Genomic DNA, 17,462 nt, shown 5'->3' on the forward strand with positions numbered 1-17,462 from the left:
TAGGGTTTTGCTAAAATTTTAGTTTTTTATCGGCAGGTAATCCATAAGCTTCGGGGTAAAGGTAAGTGCCTTTTTCTTCAGGTTTCTTTTCTATCTCATTCGGTATCCTGAATTTCCGGGCATACGCATCATTTCTAATACCTGTTATCTGCCAGCTTACCTCTATATTGGGTTTATCAGTACGTATTTCAAACTGGTTAGCCTGTACTTTTTCAGAAACAATAGCCTGTGCAAAGGTGCCTATTACTGTAAGCTGGTATCTGAAATCCGTATTCAGCGATTCAAAATAGTCAGGCAGTTTTACCCGGGCTATCCCTTTGGCATCGGTTATAATATTGCCGTTGTAGACATTCATCATATCAGGGCTTTCTACAAAGCTGTGGTAGAGATACTTATTTTCGGGGTCGAGGGGGTGATCAATTTTAAATGAACCGCCTCCCTTCGAAATCGAACCACTCACAGATAAATTGCCATTGATGCTTGTATTTTTCAGAGAAGTATTGCCTCCGACAGTTAATTTTTGTTCAATATCAGTTGTTCCGGTAATAGTAGTACTGCCAATTACTTTGAGGGCGTCGCCACCAGGCGTATTAAAGGCATCAATCAAGACTCCATTCTCATACGAATCATTCGTAACAGTCATTTTAGCTTTTGGTTCAGGATTATTAGAGCCAATTTGTACCGATTGAAAACTCGGATTATCAGAAAGAATAGTACTGCCATTAACAAGGAGTAAGGCCGTTGTATCAGGAGTTTCAGTACCAATACCTACATTTCCTCTGGCCGAAATTCTCATTCTTTCGACACTCCCTGCATGAAATGACAAGTATTTGCCAGTATAAGCGCCTATCCTAAAATGGTCTGAATAAGTGGAAAGATGGCCGACTATTTCGCCATTAAAGCCACTTCCGTTAGTTGATTCACCTACTCTGAACCAGAGGTCTGCACCACCGGGGTCTATAGTTGAAATATTGCCATAAGTAATATCCGACGCCTTAATGAGAAAATGACCACTATTCGCAATAGAAATGGGGCTTAAGGTAATGGACTGGGCATAAAGGGCACAAGTAAGCCCGGCAAACAAAAGAGTGCAAAGTATTTTTTTCATGCGTAATTTATTCTTTAATTAATTAAGCCGGATCTGACATCCAATAAGTGTTAAAAGGCATGTCGTGAGAAGAGGGGGTAGGCATTATATGTAAAATATAACTTTAAAGATGAAAAAGTTTTGCAAAAATGTGTTTTAATACACTTATTTCATGAAATAAAATCCTGTTTAATACTAAATAAAAGACAATGTGTATATGGTTAAGTTATAAAAGTAATTTTCAAAGAGTAGACGACTGAGAGCGAATTGGTAAGGTTTTTATAATAGAGCATTATTTGCTGATTCCTCCACAAAGCTTTTCCCTTAAAACCTCTTTTTTACGTCGTGAGACTAAAATAGAGGTTTTGTTTTTTAGTACTACCTTGTTTGCTTCTAATGTCTCAATTTGTTGTAGATTTACCAGAAAAGAACGATGGGTTCTGTAAAAGAAATTAGTAGTGTCGAAGCGTTTTTCTAATATACTCAAAGTAGTAGCTACCAGAATTTTTTTGCCATCTTCAAACATTACAAATGTATAATTGTTATCAGCTAACAGAAAGAGGACTTCTGCCGGGTTTACTTTTTTGCGGCCACCAATGGCTATTAAATGCGTTTCCATGATTTTTAGCGTTTGAGGAAAGGTTTTTAAAGTATAGATATCTTAGCTATTTATTATTTTGTTAATCAATTAAGCAAGAAGCAGCGTCCCGGTAAAGTCATAAAATATATGTATAATGAGAAAGCAAATTGAGGCATCAAATATGTGGGTGAATGGGCATGAATCCTTTGCAAAACCTATTTTGCTAAAAAACTTTTTTTGCAAAACATTTTGCAAAGGAGTATTTTTAAGAAACTAATTCCATGAAAAAGGCTGTTGAATAATGCTACTGAAAGACAAGATATATGTGTTTGAATTGCGTGAGCAGTTTTTACAAAAGATTGTAGATGAATGGGAGGTGAAATGGCAGGAGGATTTTGATGAATTTGTGAGTTTCGACGCCCTCAAAAGTAAGAATGCCTTTTTAGAGTCGCTTTTAGCCGATATAGAAGAAAATCTGCATCAGCAAAGAAATGGTCAGGCAAAGAAATACTTATTTAGTAAAGATTTTCTACGAAGATTCATTTTTGAGTATGGTGCCAGAGAAGTTCGTATCCAGACACACTCCCGTACAGCTATTGCTCTCTATTTAGGCTATAAAAACTGGGAAGATTTTGTAGAGCAAAACAAAGAAATTGATAATCAAACTGTTAATATCAACTACGTCAATGTCGACGAGTCTCTTCTGCCTGCGCTTAGTAAAACACAGCTAATTTCTTTAAATAATGAACCATACGCTGTTTTTCAGGAGGTAAAACCCAGGTCCGCAAAAAACCTGTTCAGATTGTTGTATAGTATATTAACAATAATATTGATTGGGGTTGGTGGTTATTTTCTGTTCAATTGGTGGATAACCCGTCCCTTTTCTGCAGATGAACTTAAAAATGTACAGTTTAAGATTATCAAAACAGTAGGGCAGTATCCACAAGCGGTGCGTATTATGTATGATCTGGGGAAGATAGATAGGGTACAGAATGTAGAGGTTGAGTTGGGCGTGGGCAAAATAGTTTCAATCAATAATATAATTGGTTACATAACAAAAAGTAATAAACTAAAAGATACTATTGCACAAACCTACTTTTATCCGGGTATCTATCAATTAAAACTTTTTGTGAATAATAGAGCAGTAAAAGAGCTTAAACATATAGTTTACTCTCACCCCAATAAATGGACAGCTTGGGGTAATGGATTAGCTTATGAAAAATCATGGACTACTAATATCAGTACCGTAAAGAATTATATACAAGATGGAGTTTTTCATTTTGACCCAAAAGAATTACGAAATGATATTAAAAGCGAAAACGATTATAGCAATGCTATTCATGCACTTACGCAAGATTTTGGGGTCAGAATGGATAGTATGACCTTTGAGGCCAGAATGAAGAACCCTGAAAGCGAAGGGGGAGAAGGGTGTTATGATATGCATATAACAACAGGTGACAAAAATTTTAATTTTGTTAATGCGGGCTTTACTAGGTTTGGCTGCGCAGATTATGCTAAATTAACCGTAGGTAAAACGATTTTCAGAAGAATTACGGATCATCCTGGAAAAAATTATGATTTACATGAATTTGGCGTAAATCAGAATGAGTGGAATAATTTTAAAATAAAAATTCTGGGTGACATAATAGAAGTTTTTATTAATGATAAGTCGGTATTTAAAAATACCTATGAACGAAATAAAGATTTTAGTGACTTAATAGATACCCGTTTTACCTTTAATGGTGCAGGCTCTATTGATTGGGTGAAAATCTCTAATTCTTATACCGGAAAAATCGTGTATCAGACTGATTTCAATGAAGAAGAAAAAACTCAGTAATAGCTCATTAATTTGATTATTGTATTTATAGAATCTCACTCGACATTTATATATCATCTCTATTAAATGATAAACGAATTCTATCAAAAAGCCTTTGAACTCGATAAGAAAGATGAATTAGTTAGATTTAAAGAGGCATTTGTAAGCGAACCTAATACTATTTATCTCGATGGTAATTCTTTAGGGAAACTCCCAAAGAAAACCATTGTACAAACCAACGCTCTAGTAACCAATCAATGGGGCAAAGGATTAATTCGAAGCTGGAACGACCATTGGATAGACTTGCCACAAAAAACAGCAACCAAATTAGCCCAGATAGTAGGTGCGCAGCCCGATGAAATATTTGTGGGTGATTCTACCTCTCTTAATCTCTACAAATTGGCTTTTGCGGCTTTAAACCTCAATCAGTCCAAAAAGAAAATCATTTCAGATAATCTCAACTTCCCGACTGATCTATACATCTTGCAGGGCTTGATTGAGCAGCAATTCAAAGACCATTCCTTAAAGATTATTGAAAGTCAGGATGGTATTACAGTTGATGAAAAACAGTTTGAAGAAGCAATAGACAATCAAGTGGCTCTGGTAGTGCTAAGCCACGTAGTTTTCAAAAGTGCCTTTATGTATGATATGGCACATATCAATGACTTGGCACACCAGAAAGATGCCTTGTTTATCTGGGATTTAAGCCATTCAGTTGGTTCGGTACCTGTCAACCTGAATGAGTCAGGGGCAGATATGGCGGTGGGCTGTACCTACAAATACCTCAATGGCGGCCCGGGTGCACCTGCTTTTTTGTATGTTCGTAAAGATTTACAAAAGCAGCTGCAAAGTCCTATCTGGGCATGGTTCAGCCATCAGGCACCTTTCGATTTTAGCCTTGACTATCAACCTAAAGATACTATTCAGCGCTTTGCAGTGGGTACTCCCTCGGTTTTATCATTAGCCGCTATTGAATCAGGCTTGGATATTACCTTAGAAGCAGGCATAGACCGTTTGCGCACCAAGAGCCAGCATCAAAGCGAGTTTCTGATTGAACTCATTCAGCAATTATTAGTGCCGCAAGGCTTTAGAATTGTTTCACCACTCAATGCCAATCAGAGGGGCTCTCATATTTCTATCAGCCACCCTGAGGGTTATCGTATTAGTCAGGCTATGATTAAGCCCAATGACGAGTCAAAAGTGATTGTTCCCGATTTTCGTCCACCCGATAATATCAGATTAGGTATTGCGCCTTTATATAATACGTTTACCGAACTGGTTGATTGCGTAGAGCGTATCTGGAAGATTGTGGCGGAAGATCAATATAAGCAGTATAGCACCGAGAGACTAACTGTTACCTAATAGCTTAAAATTTGTGCCAGACTTTATAGACAAGATGAAAACATAAGTATAGGCTAATCGGTTAGATTCTAAAGAAGGTTAACACACAGCTTATGCAAAAGACAAACGAACTCAAATCCAGGATAAACATTCTGGCCTATTATCAAATAGTTGGCGGTGCCGTAGGAATCATTTTTTTAGTCTGGATGATCGCAACAACCTTTCCTATTCAAGGGCTTAACATATTGCTTTATCTGTTTATGGCTGTCTTTTTTGGCTTCTCTATTTATAGTGGGTGGCTACTCGTAGAAAAGCGAATAGAAATAGGCTTAACACTTTCAAAAATCAATCAGATACTACAGATATTTGGTGTAGCCTTTGGTGGCTTTGCATATGAGTATGTGGCTGGAATTGCATTGATGCCGGGTATTGATTTAGAAGATGGAGCTAATATTACTTTCAATTTCTCATTATCTAAATTTGAATTGTATTTCAATAGTAGCAAAGATTTTGCAAGAGTTGAGTTCAATCTGGTAGCAATTTATCTGGTCTATTTCATTAGCAAATTGCAAGCTTCCATTGCCATTCGGAAACGACTGGATGTTTAAAACAAAGATAGATATTAGGCCGCCCGATTATATCACATCAAGCTCTGACTTTTAGTAGTCAGGGCTTTTTTTATTGATAAAGGTTGTCAACATGTAACATACATTGAGTTAATAAATTAGTTAAAATATTTGTGTAACCTAATTGTTACATATATATTTGTAACTGATTGGTTACATAATTAAATTGATGATGAGAAGAGATGTTTTTCAGGCCATAGCCGACCCTACCAGAAGAAATATTATTGGTTTAATAGCCAATCAACCCATGAATCTGAATACTATTGCTGAGGAGTTTGATATAAGTCGCCCTGCTATATCCAAACATATCAAGATTCTGACCGAGTGTGGCCTGATTGTTATCAGGCAAGAGGGGAGAGAACGATATTGTGAGGCAAAACTGGACAAACTGAATGAGGTATCAGCATGGGCTGACCAGTACCGTAAATTCTGGACAAATAAATTAGACGCTTTAGATATTTTCTTAAAACAAGATTCAATTCACAAAACAAATATAGAAAATGAACAATCAAGCGATTAAAGTCGAACGGGTCTACGATGCGCCTGTTCAGAAAGTCTGGGCAGCGCTTACCGAAAACTCACAACTGAAAGAATGGTATTTTAATTTTGAAGATTTTAAGCCCGAAGTAGGCTTTGAGTTTAAGTTCTATGGAGGCCCAGACGATGGCAAACAATACTTACACGTTTGTAAAATTACGGAAGTAATTAATGAAAAGAAACTAGCCTATACCTGGCGATATGATGGGTATCAGGGTGATTCTCTGGTAAGTTTCGAACTATTCCCAGAGGGTAATAAAACAAAATTGGTATTAACACACGAAGGTCTTGAAAACTTTGACCAGACAAACCCGGATTTCGCCAGAGGAAACTTTGTAGAAGGCTGGAATTACATTGTGAATACCGGATTGAAAGAGTATTTGGAGAAAGAGTAATTTTTATTTTTGATAGTCTTATTCTTCCAATTTTTATGGAGAATAAGACTATTTACGGACATATATGCTTCATAGTTTAGATTTAACAATATTTTTTGTTGAAAAACATTCATGCCAAAAGAAATTCTGAATAACTTCAATCCGTAGAACTAGTCTTCTAATAAAATCTCCTTTAAATATTTGAATTGTTGACTAATTAATTTATTCGCAAAGTATGCTACGAAAATTGTACTGGGTTATATTATCGGCCGGTTTATTGGTGCTTGCCTGCTCTAAAGATGGGGTTTCTCCGCAAAAACAAAGTGGTGAAAATAAAATGCTTTCTTTTGCTTTTGCCGATTTAAATCCGGTTGTAAAAGGAGAGATAGATACTATAAGCAAAACGGTAAATGTTTGGGTGCCTTCAGGAATCGACTTAAAATCTCTCAAACCTACCATAGAAATTTCATCAGGTGCGAGTATCATTCCGGCTTCAGGTGTATCACAGGATTTTACCAACCCCGTAGTTTATACGATTACTGCCGCGAATGGTAATAAGCAAGCCATTGCAGTAAATGTTAAAAGTAAACAAAGTACTTGTTTACTTGCAGAAGCTGAAATCACTGAACTTTATTCAGATGGAATGAAAAGAGTAAATAAGTTTTTTTATACTTATAATGCTTCTAATGTGCTTCAAAAGATTAAAGGAGTGCATAGTGTGGAAGGAAAAACATATTCAGATAGCGTATCCTTAAGTTATAATGAAACTGGTAAACTAGTCAAAATTACAAACAGCAGAGAGTTAATGGTTGACATTACCTATACTGGAAATGTAGCAGAAATAATTAGAACTTTTCCTGAAAATTTTAAATTAAGCTTATTAAATTTCACAACTTATACATTGAATAACAAGGGCCAGGTAACTAAGCTTGAAGTAAGTCCATCAACGTACCTCAGGTATGAGTATAATGAAAAAGAACAATTGGAAAAAACTTATTTAGCTAACGGGGCTAAAGAATATTTATATAGAGTGTTTGAGTATGATGATAAGAAAAACCCGTATAAAGATATATGGGTGTCTACAATAACTTATACATTTTCCACCGATTTGCTAACTGGAATTCCAAAACAGCCAGTAATATTCTTTGATTATGGTTATCCTCAGGAAGTACAAGCAAATAATTGGAAAAAAACCACTTCCTATTATGAAGATGGGTCTATTGTCGGTTCAACAAATTATACTTATACATACAATGCCGATGGATACCCACTTACCATGACAAATAGTTCAGGCAGTGTTAAAACTGTAATGAAATACAGCAATTGCAGTAATAACTAAAATCGGGAAAGAACTAATAAGAGTGTACCTCATAAAAGAAAACTCATTGGTGTGATTAATCAAAATCTCCCTACCTTTACGCCCACAATTTCTGATAGCTGATGATACATATCCATTATTTTACATTCTCACCATTTGCCGAAAACACATATATACTTTGGGATGAAACCAAAGAAACAGTAATTATTGACCCGGGTTGTCTCGCGCAATATGAAAAAGAAGAATTAGCAGATTTTATTGCTGATAATCAACTCACGGTTAAGCACTTGCTGCAAACGCATACTCACCTCGACCATGTTTTTGGCAGTGCTTTTGTGAAACGGAAATTTGGGGTAAAAATGCTCATGCATAAAAACGAACTGCCTATATTGAGCAATGTAGAAAGTCGTTGCAATATGTGGGGCATTAAAGGCTATGAACCTGTTGAAGCCGATGGGTTTATTAATGAAGGAGATATTATTAAATTCGGTAATTCGGAATTAGAAATTCTATTTGTACCTGGTCATGCGCCCGGACATATCGCTTTTGTCAATCATGATCAGAAGTTTGTAATTGGGGGAGATGTACTTTTCAGAGGAAGCATTGGCCGTTACGATTTCCCGCTCTGTAGCTATACCGACTTAATGAATAGCATTCAAACCAAGTTCATGACTCTGGACGATGATTATAAGGTACATCCGGGACACAACGAGCCAACTACAATTGGCTTAGAGCGACGTACTAATCCTTATCTGAATCAATAAATTAAGCTTCTGCTTTTTTCTTCATAGATTTGGTTTTGGCTTTTTTGAGATTTTCTTCTACTCTGAACAAAGTAATCTTTTTTATCAGATCGTAGGGGATAGGTTCATCTAACTGAAACTGGATAGAACCTTTGCCTGTTTTATAAGGTGCGAGGTCTTCTTTAAAAGCTTCTGTTCCGGTTGGTGCCGGATAGAACCCGATATGATTTTTAAAAGCAGCAAAATAAACCAGATTGCCTTTCAACACAAAAGTAGGCATAGCATATTTAATAGTTTCTGTAGCTTCTGGTGCAGAGGCATGAATAAGTGCTCTGATTTTCTCTAAAATCTGCTGAATATCTTCTGGAAAACTACCGATGTATTCGTCGATGTTTTTTGCTGCGTTGTTTACCATAAAAGTTAGTATTAATGATAGAGCGAAAATTGTAATTAACCTATTCAAAGATAGAAGTTTTTGGGTAAAGTTTTGGTTAAAAGAAAAATTTATGAGCTGAAATTATACGAAAAGAATTTAAACTAAAAAAGCTGTGATAAAAGCAAACTATATAGAAAACATAAAAATACTGCGCCAGAAAATTCCTGTTGGTGTAAGTGATGCGTTAAGAGCCCTTAAAACAACTTATGGGAATGTAGAAGAAGCGGAGAATTTAATCAAAAAAGAATTCCTCAGTATTTTAATAGAGAAAACCGACGTAGATGCAGACATAGCGCAGAAGGCTTTAGTCAAAAATAAATTTGATATTGGTGCTTCTCTAATCGAAATTGAAAAACAGGTATATAGCAGTACTGAGTTAATTCTTAAGCGTTGTCTTAGAGAAAAAGAATATGCTATAGAGTCAATACTCAAAGTAATAGAAAGGAAAATAGAAGCGACAATTCAGAAAGACCAGGAATTATGGATGTATGGTTGGTTTAATTTTGAATTGTTAAAGACTTTAGATTCTTATCTATTTAGTTTTGCGGCTATCGCCGAATGGCTTTCATTTGAAGATTGTGAGGATTTTTATTCTGCCATTGGATTTCATACGCAAGAAGTAACAGAGCAAATTGAAATAGCTCTCCATTTGCCTGAAATAGCTGATCATATAAGAGTAAGTAATGAAAGGAGTACATACTTTTATGAAAAGTATAAAAATAAAAAAAATGGTTATAGTATTGCCTATGAGAAGCTTATAGAAGATGCTGCGTTCAAACAAGCTAAAGAAGGGTACTTTAATAATAAAAGACTATTGATTAACAGTCTATATGAGTTTGTAAAGACACATATAAATCAGTTTCCATAGTATCCTGTTGAGAACCATTTTATTTGGGCATTTACTATCATAATAGCTAAGGTGTTCTTTCATTGCCGGTAAGTAAATAGAATCCCATAAAAAGCAGAATAACAGGTATAAGTATAAGCAAAACAGCTAAAATTATATTGAGTATAGCTTTATTAAATGAAAATTGTTGCGCTGTAGCAATACCTATAACTAATATTCTTAATGTGATAAAGCTCAGTAAAACTTGAATCAAGGCGAAGAAATATCCTAAATATTCAGAAAGCTCATTGCTTTCAAGCATAGATTCACTTCTAAAGACGTTTTCACCAAATGTAATTATTCTAAGCAGAAAGATAATTAGCAGAAAAATACTCGGAATACTTGCCCAGGCAACAATGTTTCTTATTTCTTTTTTCTTTGATTTCCCCCCAATTCGTTGACCAGTAAAATCAATACCAAAGGAATACAAGTACATAAATAAATATCCAGAAATTCCACCGATTATAATTGCCGAAAGTATAATATTATCAAGAGATTGACTATCGCCATAATGATTTAATTCAGCTCTTTCAAAAGCTTTTTCCACACTTACAAGAAAGAACGAAATATGCACAATCTCTTTTCTATCCCATAAAATTATATCTCGGAATGCTTCTTTCGGGTTAGTAAAGAGATATTGAATGAGTTCAGACACACTATACTTGCTCTCGTTAATTTCCATTTTTATTCATGTTAATATTTTAACCCAAATATATTCTAAATTTTTATTTGCTGGAATCGCTTATCTAAAACTTCTATTGCAGAGCAAGGTAGGCGATTCATACGATTCTTGTTATGTATAGTTTCTGTATAACCAATTTTTCTTATTTAAAATAATTCTAAATAAGCTCGCCTTTCCAAATTTTCTCTCTTACCTTTGTGGCTCACTCTTACATAAGTACAACAAACACATAACCTAGCAACCAACTTTTATGAAATTGACTATTATTTTCAGATATACGGTTTTATGGCTCTTTTTTGTTGTTCACCAAACCATTCAGGCACAAAATCAGCCTGTGGCTAAGTATCATGTAAAAGGTATGATTGCTGATTCAATAGACCAGAAACCTATTGAGTTTGTAACCATTAATCTGCTTGATGCAGCCACTAACAAAAGTGTCGGCGCAACCTATACCAATGATAAAGGGCTTTTTGAACTGGGCATCAACAAAAAAGGAGAGTATAAGCTAGAGTTGATACTGGTGGGATACCACCCTAAAGCAGTTTCGCTGACAATTACAGATGAAAATCCTATCGTTACTATTCCTTTTATTCCGCTTACTTCTAATGTGCAACAATTGGCTGATGTGGTGGTAGTAGGCACCAGACAATTAGTAGAACAGAAATCCGGCATGCTGGTATATCATGCTGAAAGAGACGTAACGAATCTGGGAGGAACAGCCGCAGATGTCTTACGCAAAACACCTGTACTAAAGGTAGATGCTGATGGGAATGTAAGTATGAGAGGCAGTAGCAATCTGAAAATACTTATTAATGGCAAGTACTCAGGCCAGATGGCACGAAGCCCAGCCGATGCCTTGAATATGATTCCTGCTGATATGATTAAGTCGGTTGAAGTAATTACCAGTCCGTCATCGCGTTATGATGCCGAGGGGGCAGCAGGAGTTATTAATATTATTACCAAAAAAGGAACAGATTCGCTGAATGGTGCACTCGAACTCGTAGCTTCTAACTGGGAGCAGGCATTTAACCCACGTCTGGCCTTTTCGAAAGGCAAATTGAATGTCAATTTCTTCACCCATGCCCACCGTTTGCAACAAAAGAGAGAGACTAATATGATGAGGTTATCTTTTGCTGATAATGGAGAACCTTACCAGTTACAACAACAGTCGAGTATCAATAATGTCATGCCACATGGCATGTCAGAGGTTTCAGTCGATTATCAGGCTGATTCCACGACATTGATTAGTTTATCTGCTACGGCTTGGTTGGGTAACTGGCCATCAGACAGAACGCAGAATAATACTACTTCTCAGGCAGGTAATATTATTCAACAATTTCAGCAAAAGACTACAACCAATGACGCGACCAATCTGGGCTATTTTTTAAGTCTGGGCTATTCTAAGAAGTTTAAAAGGGTAGGCCAGGAACTCTTCCTGATTGCTCTATATGAAGATAATCTTAAAGATGATTTCGACTACTTTACCACACATACCAATACCGAAGGAGCGCCTATATATATGGAGGAAAATAGTAATCATATGCGTACGCGTGAATCAACCCTACAACTGGATTATACCCATCCCTTATCGAAAGATGGTAAAAACCAGTTTGAAGTAGGAGCAAAGGCTATTCTGAGAGACGTAACGAGCGATTACCGCACTTTTGCAAGTACAGAAAATCTGCCGAGAGATTTAATGCCAGTGGCCAACAGAACCAATGTTTTTGAGTATGGACAGGATATTATAGCCGGATATGTACAAACCAAGTTTAATCTTCCTAATAAATGGTTTTTGCAGGCAGGTATTCGTATGGAACAAACATTAATACACGGACGCTTCGCAACGCAATATCAGCCCTTTAAAAATAATTTTCAGAACTTTGTACCAAGTGCTACTATTACTAAAATACTCAACGAAGCCAATAGCTTTAATCTGAGTTATACCCAACGTATCTCTCGCCCATCAATCATTGACTTAAACCCAAATATAGATGCTCGTGACTCAAAAAATCTTGAATCGGGTAATCCTGATTTAAGACCGGAGGCTTCTCACCAGGTTGAGTTGTCTCATACATTATCGACAGAGGCTGGATTTTTCTTTAATACCTCGCTCTATGGCAAGCAAACCAATAATTCGATAGAAGATATTATTGTTATAAGAAATGATGGTGCTTCTTTATCTACTAAACAAAATGTGGCTTCCAATGAGCAATATGGTGTCAACCTGTCTACATCATTCAGCCTGTCTAAGGGCATTACGCTTGAAAGCAATGCAAGATTAGGGTATATGGATTTCAGGAGTGTAGCTTTGGACGTGCAACGACAAGGCTGGGGCGGAGGTCTGAACATCAACACTACTTTTAAACTAAGAGGGAATTATACCCTGCAAGCCTTTGGCGATTACGACTCACAAGCAGTCACCTTGCAAGGTCACGAGACAGACTGGTTTTATTATAGCTTTGCACTGAAAAAAGAATGGACTAAAAGCAAGATAACAGCCGGGCTCTCAACTGTCAATCCATTCAATAATTCTATGACCCGCAGTCGTGTGATTATTGCGTCGGGCTTTACATCTGATAACCTTACCCGTTATTATAACCGCGCTGTGAAATTAACATTGGTCTGGAAATTCGGTGGACAAGGTAAACAAATCAACCGCAAATCAGCAGGTAATGATGATTTGAAGAGTAGTGGGGAAAGGTAGATTTTGAAAATTTCATTATATTTGGTTTAGCAAGCGTATTCCTGACCTAAACCATCTTACCAATGAAACTCAATAATACTTTCTTATTGCGAATAGCGGTAGCTATTATCCTTCTTATGCACAGTATTCCGGTAATGTTGAATAATGGTGTAAATGATTTTGGAAATCTTTATTTGAATAAGGTAGGCTTTGCTCCAATCGGATTGCCTTTAGCCTGGGCTATTAAAATCTCTCACGTAGTAGCCGCCTTCTGTCTAATATTTGAAAAGTATGTGAAATGGGCATGCATCATAACAATCATTATCCTGATTGCAGGTATTGTCATGATACATATAAAAGATGGATGGTTTGTAGTAGGAAATGGCAGAAATGGAATAGAATTTAATTTTTTATTGATTGTGGTATTGCTGACTATTATGTATCCAGGTGGATTAAAAGGGAAAAAGTCTAAAAAATAGCCTAATCTTCATTACTTCTTTTTCTCTCTAAGGTACTTACTATAAATATTAATATATCTATCATCAAACTTTGCGATTGTGATAAAATTCCAAGTAATTTTAGTCGATTGTGCGCTTAAGAAACCTTCTCCGTCAAAATATCTTACATAAACAGCATTAGCTGTTACTTTTGTAATAGGACCAATATCGAAGGACTCATCTTCGGGGTCTTCGTTTTCTATTATTACATTAAATCCTGCTTTTTTTATGGATTGAAATATAGTCGTCCAGGTAAAAAGATTTGGCTTATGTTTATTTTCTATTTTGTCAATTATCCCCTCTAAATGTATTATTTTATCGTAATATTTATTTCCGGTAGTATGTTTTATTTCTTTAACCGACTGAATAGTAAAAATCAGATACCCTTCCGGCAAAAAATCATCAACCTCGTGCATTAGAACAAAATTTTCAGAGTAATCAACGATATAGCCACTACTTTGTTCATAGCTGTCTTTTCCTACTATTCTTTTAATCTGGCAGTATTTTCTATTATCGTGATGGTATTTAATTTTTTCAAGGATAGTCATAGCGAAATCAATTTATTTTATAATTAGCTCCGCTAAATAATAGAAAAATATTTAGCCGTCAAAGTATGTACAATTCAAAACAATTAATACCTTAGATTTTGCAAATATCATTACAAAATGAACTCGACTAAAAAAGTTATTCTGCTTCTATTATTGCCATTTCTGGCGTTTAGCCAAACAATTTATCCTGATAACAGAATTATTGTATTAGGTGAAGCCTCTGTTGATATTCCTGCCGATAAAGTTGTCTTCAGTATTCAATTAAAGTTTACAGATTCAACTGATATTAAAGTAGCGTATGCCAAGCATAAAAACGCGGAAAGTTCACTTGTGAACTTTTTAAAAGATGCCAATGTGCCTAATAAAAACATTACCTATACGCTTATTTCGGTTGGTAGGGAAATTAGCTATGATCGTGAAACGAATAAAGAACAGGTAGAGTTTGGCACACACCAAAGTGTTTCTGTTACTATTGAAGATGTTAAAAAGTATGCAGAGTTTATGATGAAATTAATTTCAGCGGGTTTTACTGATGTACATGCATCCTTTACTTCATCAAAAGCGAATGATTTTGAGGACGTTCTTATTCAGAAAGCGATAGAAATTGCTCGTAAAAAAGCAGAGGCGATGGCGAAAGCTTCAAACAGAGAAATCAAGAAAATTGTAAAAGTCTCTGACACAGAAGAGTCAGATTATACTTTTTCATATACCGATACTATGAACTTTAGTACCGTAGCTGCTGTTGGGTCGGATATTAATATTACAGAGATACCGCAAACTATCAGTAAAAGCTATAAAGTCAAAGTGGTTTTTGCACTTAAATAATCGGTCTTATTCCAACTTCTTCAATTCCTTCAACAAATTATCAACTTGTTCAGGTGTATTCGATGGGAAGTTTGAGATACGGATTTGTGAATCTTTATTTGGCCCATAGCCACTTCCTAGAATCATATTTTTTTCTTTCAATGCATCAATAATCACTTTCGACGGTTTATTGGTATTTGCCACTATCACCGTTCTGGAGCGATGCTCAGGGTTCGCCACAGCAATGCTACAAAGGCTACTGGTTTCGAGGTATTTATAGATTTTCTTCGCTTTCTCGTCTGTTTCTTTTCTGATGGTATCAATCCCTATTTTATTCATATCTTCTGCTACTTTGCCTAAGAGATAGATACCCAGAACATTGGGGGTAGCAGGAGTTTCAAAAGTTTCATAGTTTTTCCAGAGGGCAGGCAGAGTATGATGGGCGCCTATATGCAAACCATCTTGTTTGGCTAATTTCTTAGATTTATCTAGGCATTTTTCGTTGGCAATCCAAACACCTAAACCTGCAGGTAAACCAAAGGCCTTTTGCACCGAGAAGAAAGCCGTATCAATCAAATCTAAATCTAATTCAGGGATAGGTGCAGAAGATACCATGTCAACTGCCACAAATCTTTTCTGATTGCTGCGCTTTAGTTTATGAATATCAGCCTCACGCATTTGTACACCCGAACTGGTTTCGTTTTGAGTAGTACAAATCAACTCGGCATATTCAGGTACCTCTACTTCGGCATAGCTAAAGCCCTCGCCGATAGGTTTCTCTTGTTTATGGGCAAATTTGTTAAGACTTGCAGCATATTTATAGAATTTGTCAGAGAAAGAGCCATTTACCAAATGGAAACTTTCGTGTTCTACCATATTCAACAGAATACGCTCCCATACTTCCGATGCCGAACCTGTAAAGAAAATACCTGAGGTTGCAGGAATATTCATTAAAACCCGGAGATTCTCAACACAATGCTGATAGATTTTTCTGAATTGTCCACTTCTATGCGATATTGAGCCTATTTGCTCATCAACAGCTTGTTTAAGAAATTCTTCAAATTTAGGATGTAATTCGGCTGGACCGGCAGTAAAATAGATATTCTTCATGCGCCAATAGTTTCAATAAAACCAAATGTAAAAAAAGTCAGCGAAAGGCTGATTCAGCCTGTTGCAAATGCTTTAAAAAGTATAATTCTTTCTTGATTTGTTTTTATTCAGGCAAGAAAGTCAGGTAACTTAACTGGTCTTCGTCAAACATTTCCTTCGTGATTGTCTGCAGTTCTTCTGCCTCAATTTTCCGTATTTCAGAGAAGATATTCTCCAATGATTCTACTCGTCCGAGATCCAGTATACTTTTCGCCATCATCAACATATAACTCTGGTTACTTTCCTCAGCCATAGCCAGTTGCCCCATCAATTGCTCTTTGGCAGTATGCAACTGTAGCTTACCCAGAGGCTTGTCTTTCAGTAGTTGCATTTCTTTCAGAATCAAGGCATTGGCTTTTTCAAGATTAGCTTTATCAGTAGCAAAGTAAATTCCTATAAAACCAGTATCGATAAATGGCGAATAATTGGCATCAATGCCATATACCAAACCGTATTTCTCACGAAGCGTCATATTCAAGCGTGAGTTCATTCCCGGCCCACCAAATAGATTCACCAACATAAAGAATGGCAAACGATGCTCGTCTGTTAAAGAATAAGACGGGCGACCAATAGCACAATGAGCCTGCGTAATAGTTTTGGTAATAGTAACCCTCTGTGCCAGATAACTTTGTGGTGGCGTACGTTTCAGATGGGTTTTGCGTGATGGTATATCTTTCAGATATTTCTCAGCAATATGAACTGCTTTTTTGAATGGTATATTACCGACAATGGCAAATACAATCTTGTCGGTATCCATATTCTCATTGATAAAGTGTTGCAGACTTTTACGTGTAAAAGACTTCACGCTATCCTGAGTGCCTAATATATTAGCTCCTAACTGATGATTGGCGAACACAATACCATCAAAATCATCTTGTATAGCATCTTCAGGAGAATCCTGATACATCGACATTTCTTCCAGTATCACCCCTCTTTCTTTCTCTATCTGATTTTCAGGAAAAATAGAATGAAAAGTAATATCAGCCAGTAATTCTACCGATTTTTCGAAATGATTATCTAAAACAGAGGCGTAAAAACAGATTTTTTCTTTGGTAGTATAAGCATTTAATTCACCACCTACAGATTCTAATCGATTAATTATATGATAAGATTTACGCTTTTTTGTACCTTTGAATGCCATGTGTTCCCAGAAGTGGGCTAAACCTACCTGATTGGGTTTTTCATCACGGCTACCCATGTCGAGCATTAGTCCGCAGTGTACTATTTGTGTATAAGGTACCTGACGGTGTGCAATGCGAATACCATTGGGTAATGTATAAATTTGATATTCCATAGAGCCCCTGAAGGGAAAAAAATATTGAGTGTAATGGGGAATTTAAACATACCCCCAATGA

Annotated in this window: 18 protein-coding genes; 11 read left to right on the forward strand and 7 right to left on the reverse strand. The window is 36.2% G+C overall.

All coding sequences use genetic code 11. The annotated features are described in order from the left end of the window. Window positions 1–10: 10 nt before the first annotated feature. Window positions 11–1,108, reverse strand: a complete 1,098-nt coding sequence (locus tag D0T08_RS07395) for a hypothetical protein (protein ID WP_147322727.1) — start codon at window positions 1,106–1,108, stop codon at window positions 11–13. A gap of 271 nt (window positions 1,109–1,379) precedes the next feature. After that, window positions 1,380–1,706 (reverse strand): LytTR family DNA-binding domain-containing protein, encoded by a 327-nt coding sequence (locus D0T08_RS07400; RefSeq protein WP_116981955.1) that lies wholly within the window; start codon window positions 1,704–1,706, stop codon window positions 1,380–1,382. Window positions 1,707–1,968: 262 nt separating this feature from the next. On the opposite strand from D0T08_RS07400, the gene D0T08_RS07405 reads away from it, so the two are divergent. The 7 genes from D0T08_RS07405 (at window position 1,969) to D0T08_RS07435 (ending at window position 8,443) form a co-directional block, all read left to right on the forward strand. Next, on the forward strand, window positions 1,969–3,504 hold the full coding sequence (locus D0T08_RS07405; protein ID WP_116981956.1) for a hypothetical protein: 1,536 nt from the start codon (window positions 1,969–1,971) through the stop codon (window positions 3,502–3,504). A gap of 66 nt (window positions 3,505–3,570) precedes the next feature. Next, window positions 3,571–4,845, forward strand: a complete 1,275-nt coding sequence (kynU, locus tag D0T08_RS07410) for a kynureninase (protein ID WP_116981957.1) — start codon at window positions 3,571–3,573, stop codon at window positions 4,843–4,845. A gap of 92 nt (window positions 4,846–4,937) precedes the next feature. Next, window positions 4,938–5,432, forward strand: a complete 495-nt coding sequence (locus D0T08_RS07415; protein WP_116981958.1) for a hypothetical protein — start codon at window positions 4,938–4,940, stop codon at window positions 5,430–5,432. A 187-nt stretch (window positions 5,433–5,619) separates the two neighbouring features. Then, entirely contained in the window at window positions 5,620–5,970 is a 351-nt protein-coding gene (locus D0T08_RS07420; RefSeq protein ID WP_409012907.1) for an ArsR/SmtB family transcription factor, read from the forward strand. Further along, window positions 5,951–6,382 (forward strand): SRPBCC domain-containing protein, encoded by a 432-nt coding sequence (locus tag D0T08_RS07425; RefSeq protein WP_116981959.1) that lies wholly within the window; start codon window positions 5,951–5,953, stop codon window positions 6,380–6,382. The genes D0T08_RS07420 and D0T08_RS07425 overlap by 20 nt, the downstream gene beginning before the upstream one ends. A gap of 214 nt (window positions 6,383–6,596) precedes the next feature. After that, complete coding sequence (locus D0T08_RS07430; protein ID WP_116981960.1) at window positions 6,597–7,700, forward strand: hypothetical protein; 1,104 nt, start codon at window positions 6,597–6,599, stop codon at window positions 7,698–7,700. A gap of 101 nt (window positions 7,701–7,801) precedes the next feature. After that, complete coding sequence (locus D0T08_RS07435; RefSeq protein WP_116981961.1) at window positions 7,802–8,443, forward strand: MBL fold metallo-hydrolase; 642 nt, start codon at window positions 7,802–7,804, stop codon at window positions 8,441–8,443. Between the two features lies 1 nt (window position 8,444). On the opposite strand, the gene D0T08_RS07440 is transcribed toward D0T08_RS07435, so the two are convergent. Beyond that, the gene (locus tag D0T08_RS07440) at window positions 8,445–8,837 is read right to left on the reverse strand and encodes an iron chaperone (protein WP_116981962.1); all 393 of its coding nucleotides are present in this window, start codon (window positions 8,835–8,837) and stop codon (window positions 8,445–8,447) included. 133 nt (window positions 8,838–8,970) lie between these two features. On the opposite strand from D0T08_RS07440, the gene D0T08_RS07445 reads away from it, so the two are divergent. Continuing rightward, on the forward strand, window positions 8,971–9,726 hold the full coding sequence (locus D0T08_RS07445; RefSeq protein WP_116981963.1) for a hypothetical protein: 756 nt from the start codon (window positions 8,971–8,973) through the stop codon (window positions 9,724–9,726). Between the two features lie 46 nt (window positions 9,727–9,772). Here D0T08_RS07445 and D0T08_RS07450 read toward each other — a convergent pair whose 3' ends face one another. Beyond that, on the reverse strand, window positions 9,773–10,426 hold the full coding sequence (locus D0T08_RS07450) for a YIP1 family protein (protein WP_116981964.1): 654 nt from the start codon (window positions 10,424–10,426) through the stop codon (window positions 9,773–9,775). 250 nt (window positions 10,427–10,676) lie between these two features. Here D0T08_RS07450 and D0T08_RS07455 point away from each other — a divergent pair, with 250 nt between their 5' ends. Both D0T08_RS07455 and D0T08_RS07460 read left to right on the forward strand, forming a co-directional pair. Beyond that, window positions 10,677–13,130 carry an outer membrane beta-barrel family protein gene (locus D0T08_RS07455; RefSeq protein ID WP_116981965.1) on the forward strand — a complete coding sequence of 818 codons (2,454 nt, stop codon included), beginning with the start codon at window positions 10,677–10,679 and terminating at the stop codon, window positions 13,128–13,130. Between the two features lie 62 nt (window positions 13,131–13,192). Beyond that, on the forward strand, window positions 13,193–13,588 hold the full coding sequence (locus D0T08_RS07460) for a DoxX family protein (protein ID WP_116981966.1): 396 nt from the start codon (window positions 13,193–13,195) through the stop codon (window positions 13,586–13,588). An 11-nt stretch (window positions 13,589–13,599) separates the two neighbouring features. Here D0T08_RS07460 and D0T08_RS07465 read toward each other — a convergent pair whose 3' ends face one another. Next, on the reverse strand, window positions 13,600–14,154 hold the full coding sequence (locus tag D0T08_RS07465; protein WP_116981967.1) for a hypothetical protein: 555 nt from the start codon (window positions 14,152–14,154) through the stop codon (window positions 13,600–13,602). A 117-nt stretch (window positions 14,155–14,271) separates the two neighbouring features. Here D0T08_RS07465 and D0T08_RS07470 point away from each other — a divergent pair, with 117 nt between their 5' ends. Then, window positions 14,272–14,979 (forward strand): SIMPL domain-containing protein, encoded by a 708-nt coding sequence (locus D0T08_RS07470; RefSeq protein WP_116981968.1) that lies wholly within the window; start codon window positions 14,272–14,274, stop codon window positions 14,977–14,979. Between the two features lie 6 nt (window positions 14,980–14,985). Here D0T08_RS07470 and D0T08_RS07475 read toward each other — a convergent pair whose 3' ends face one another. Together D0T08_RS07475 and D0T08_RS07480 are read right to left on the reverse strand one after the other, a co-directional pair. Continuing rightward, window positions 14,986–16,068, reverse strand: a complete 1,083-nt coding sequence (locus D0T08_RS07475; RefSeq protein ID WP_116981969.1) for an aminotransferase class V-fold PLP-dependent enzyme — start codon at window positions 16,066–16,068, stop codon at window positions 14,986–14,988. Between the two features lie 103 nt (window positions 16,069–16,171). Beyond that, window positions 16,172–17,401, reverse strand: a complete 1,230-nt coding sequence (locus D0T08_RS07480) for a pitrilysin family protein (protein ID WP_116981970.1) — start codon at window positions 17,399–17,401, stop codon at window positions 16,172–16,174. Window positions 17,402–17,462 lie beyond the last annotated feature (61 nt).

Source organism: Emticicia sp. C21, assembly GCF_003418935.1.
GTDB lineage: Bacteria > Bacteroidota > Bacteroidia > Cytophagales > Spirosomataceae > Emticicia.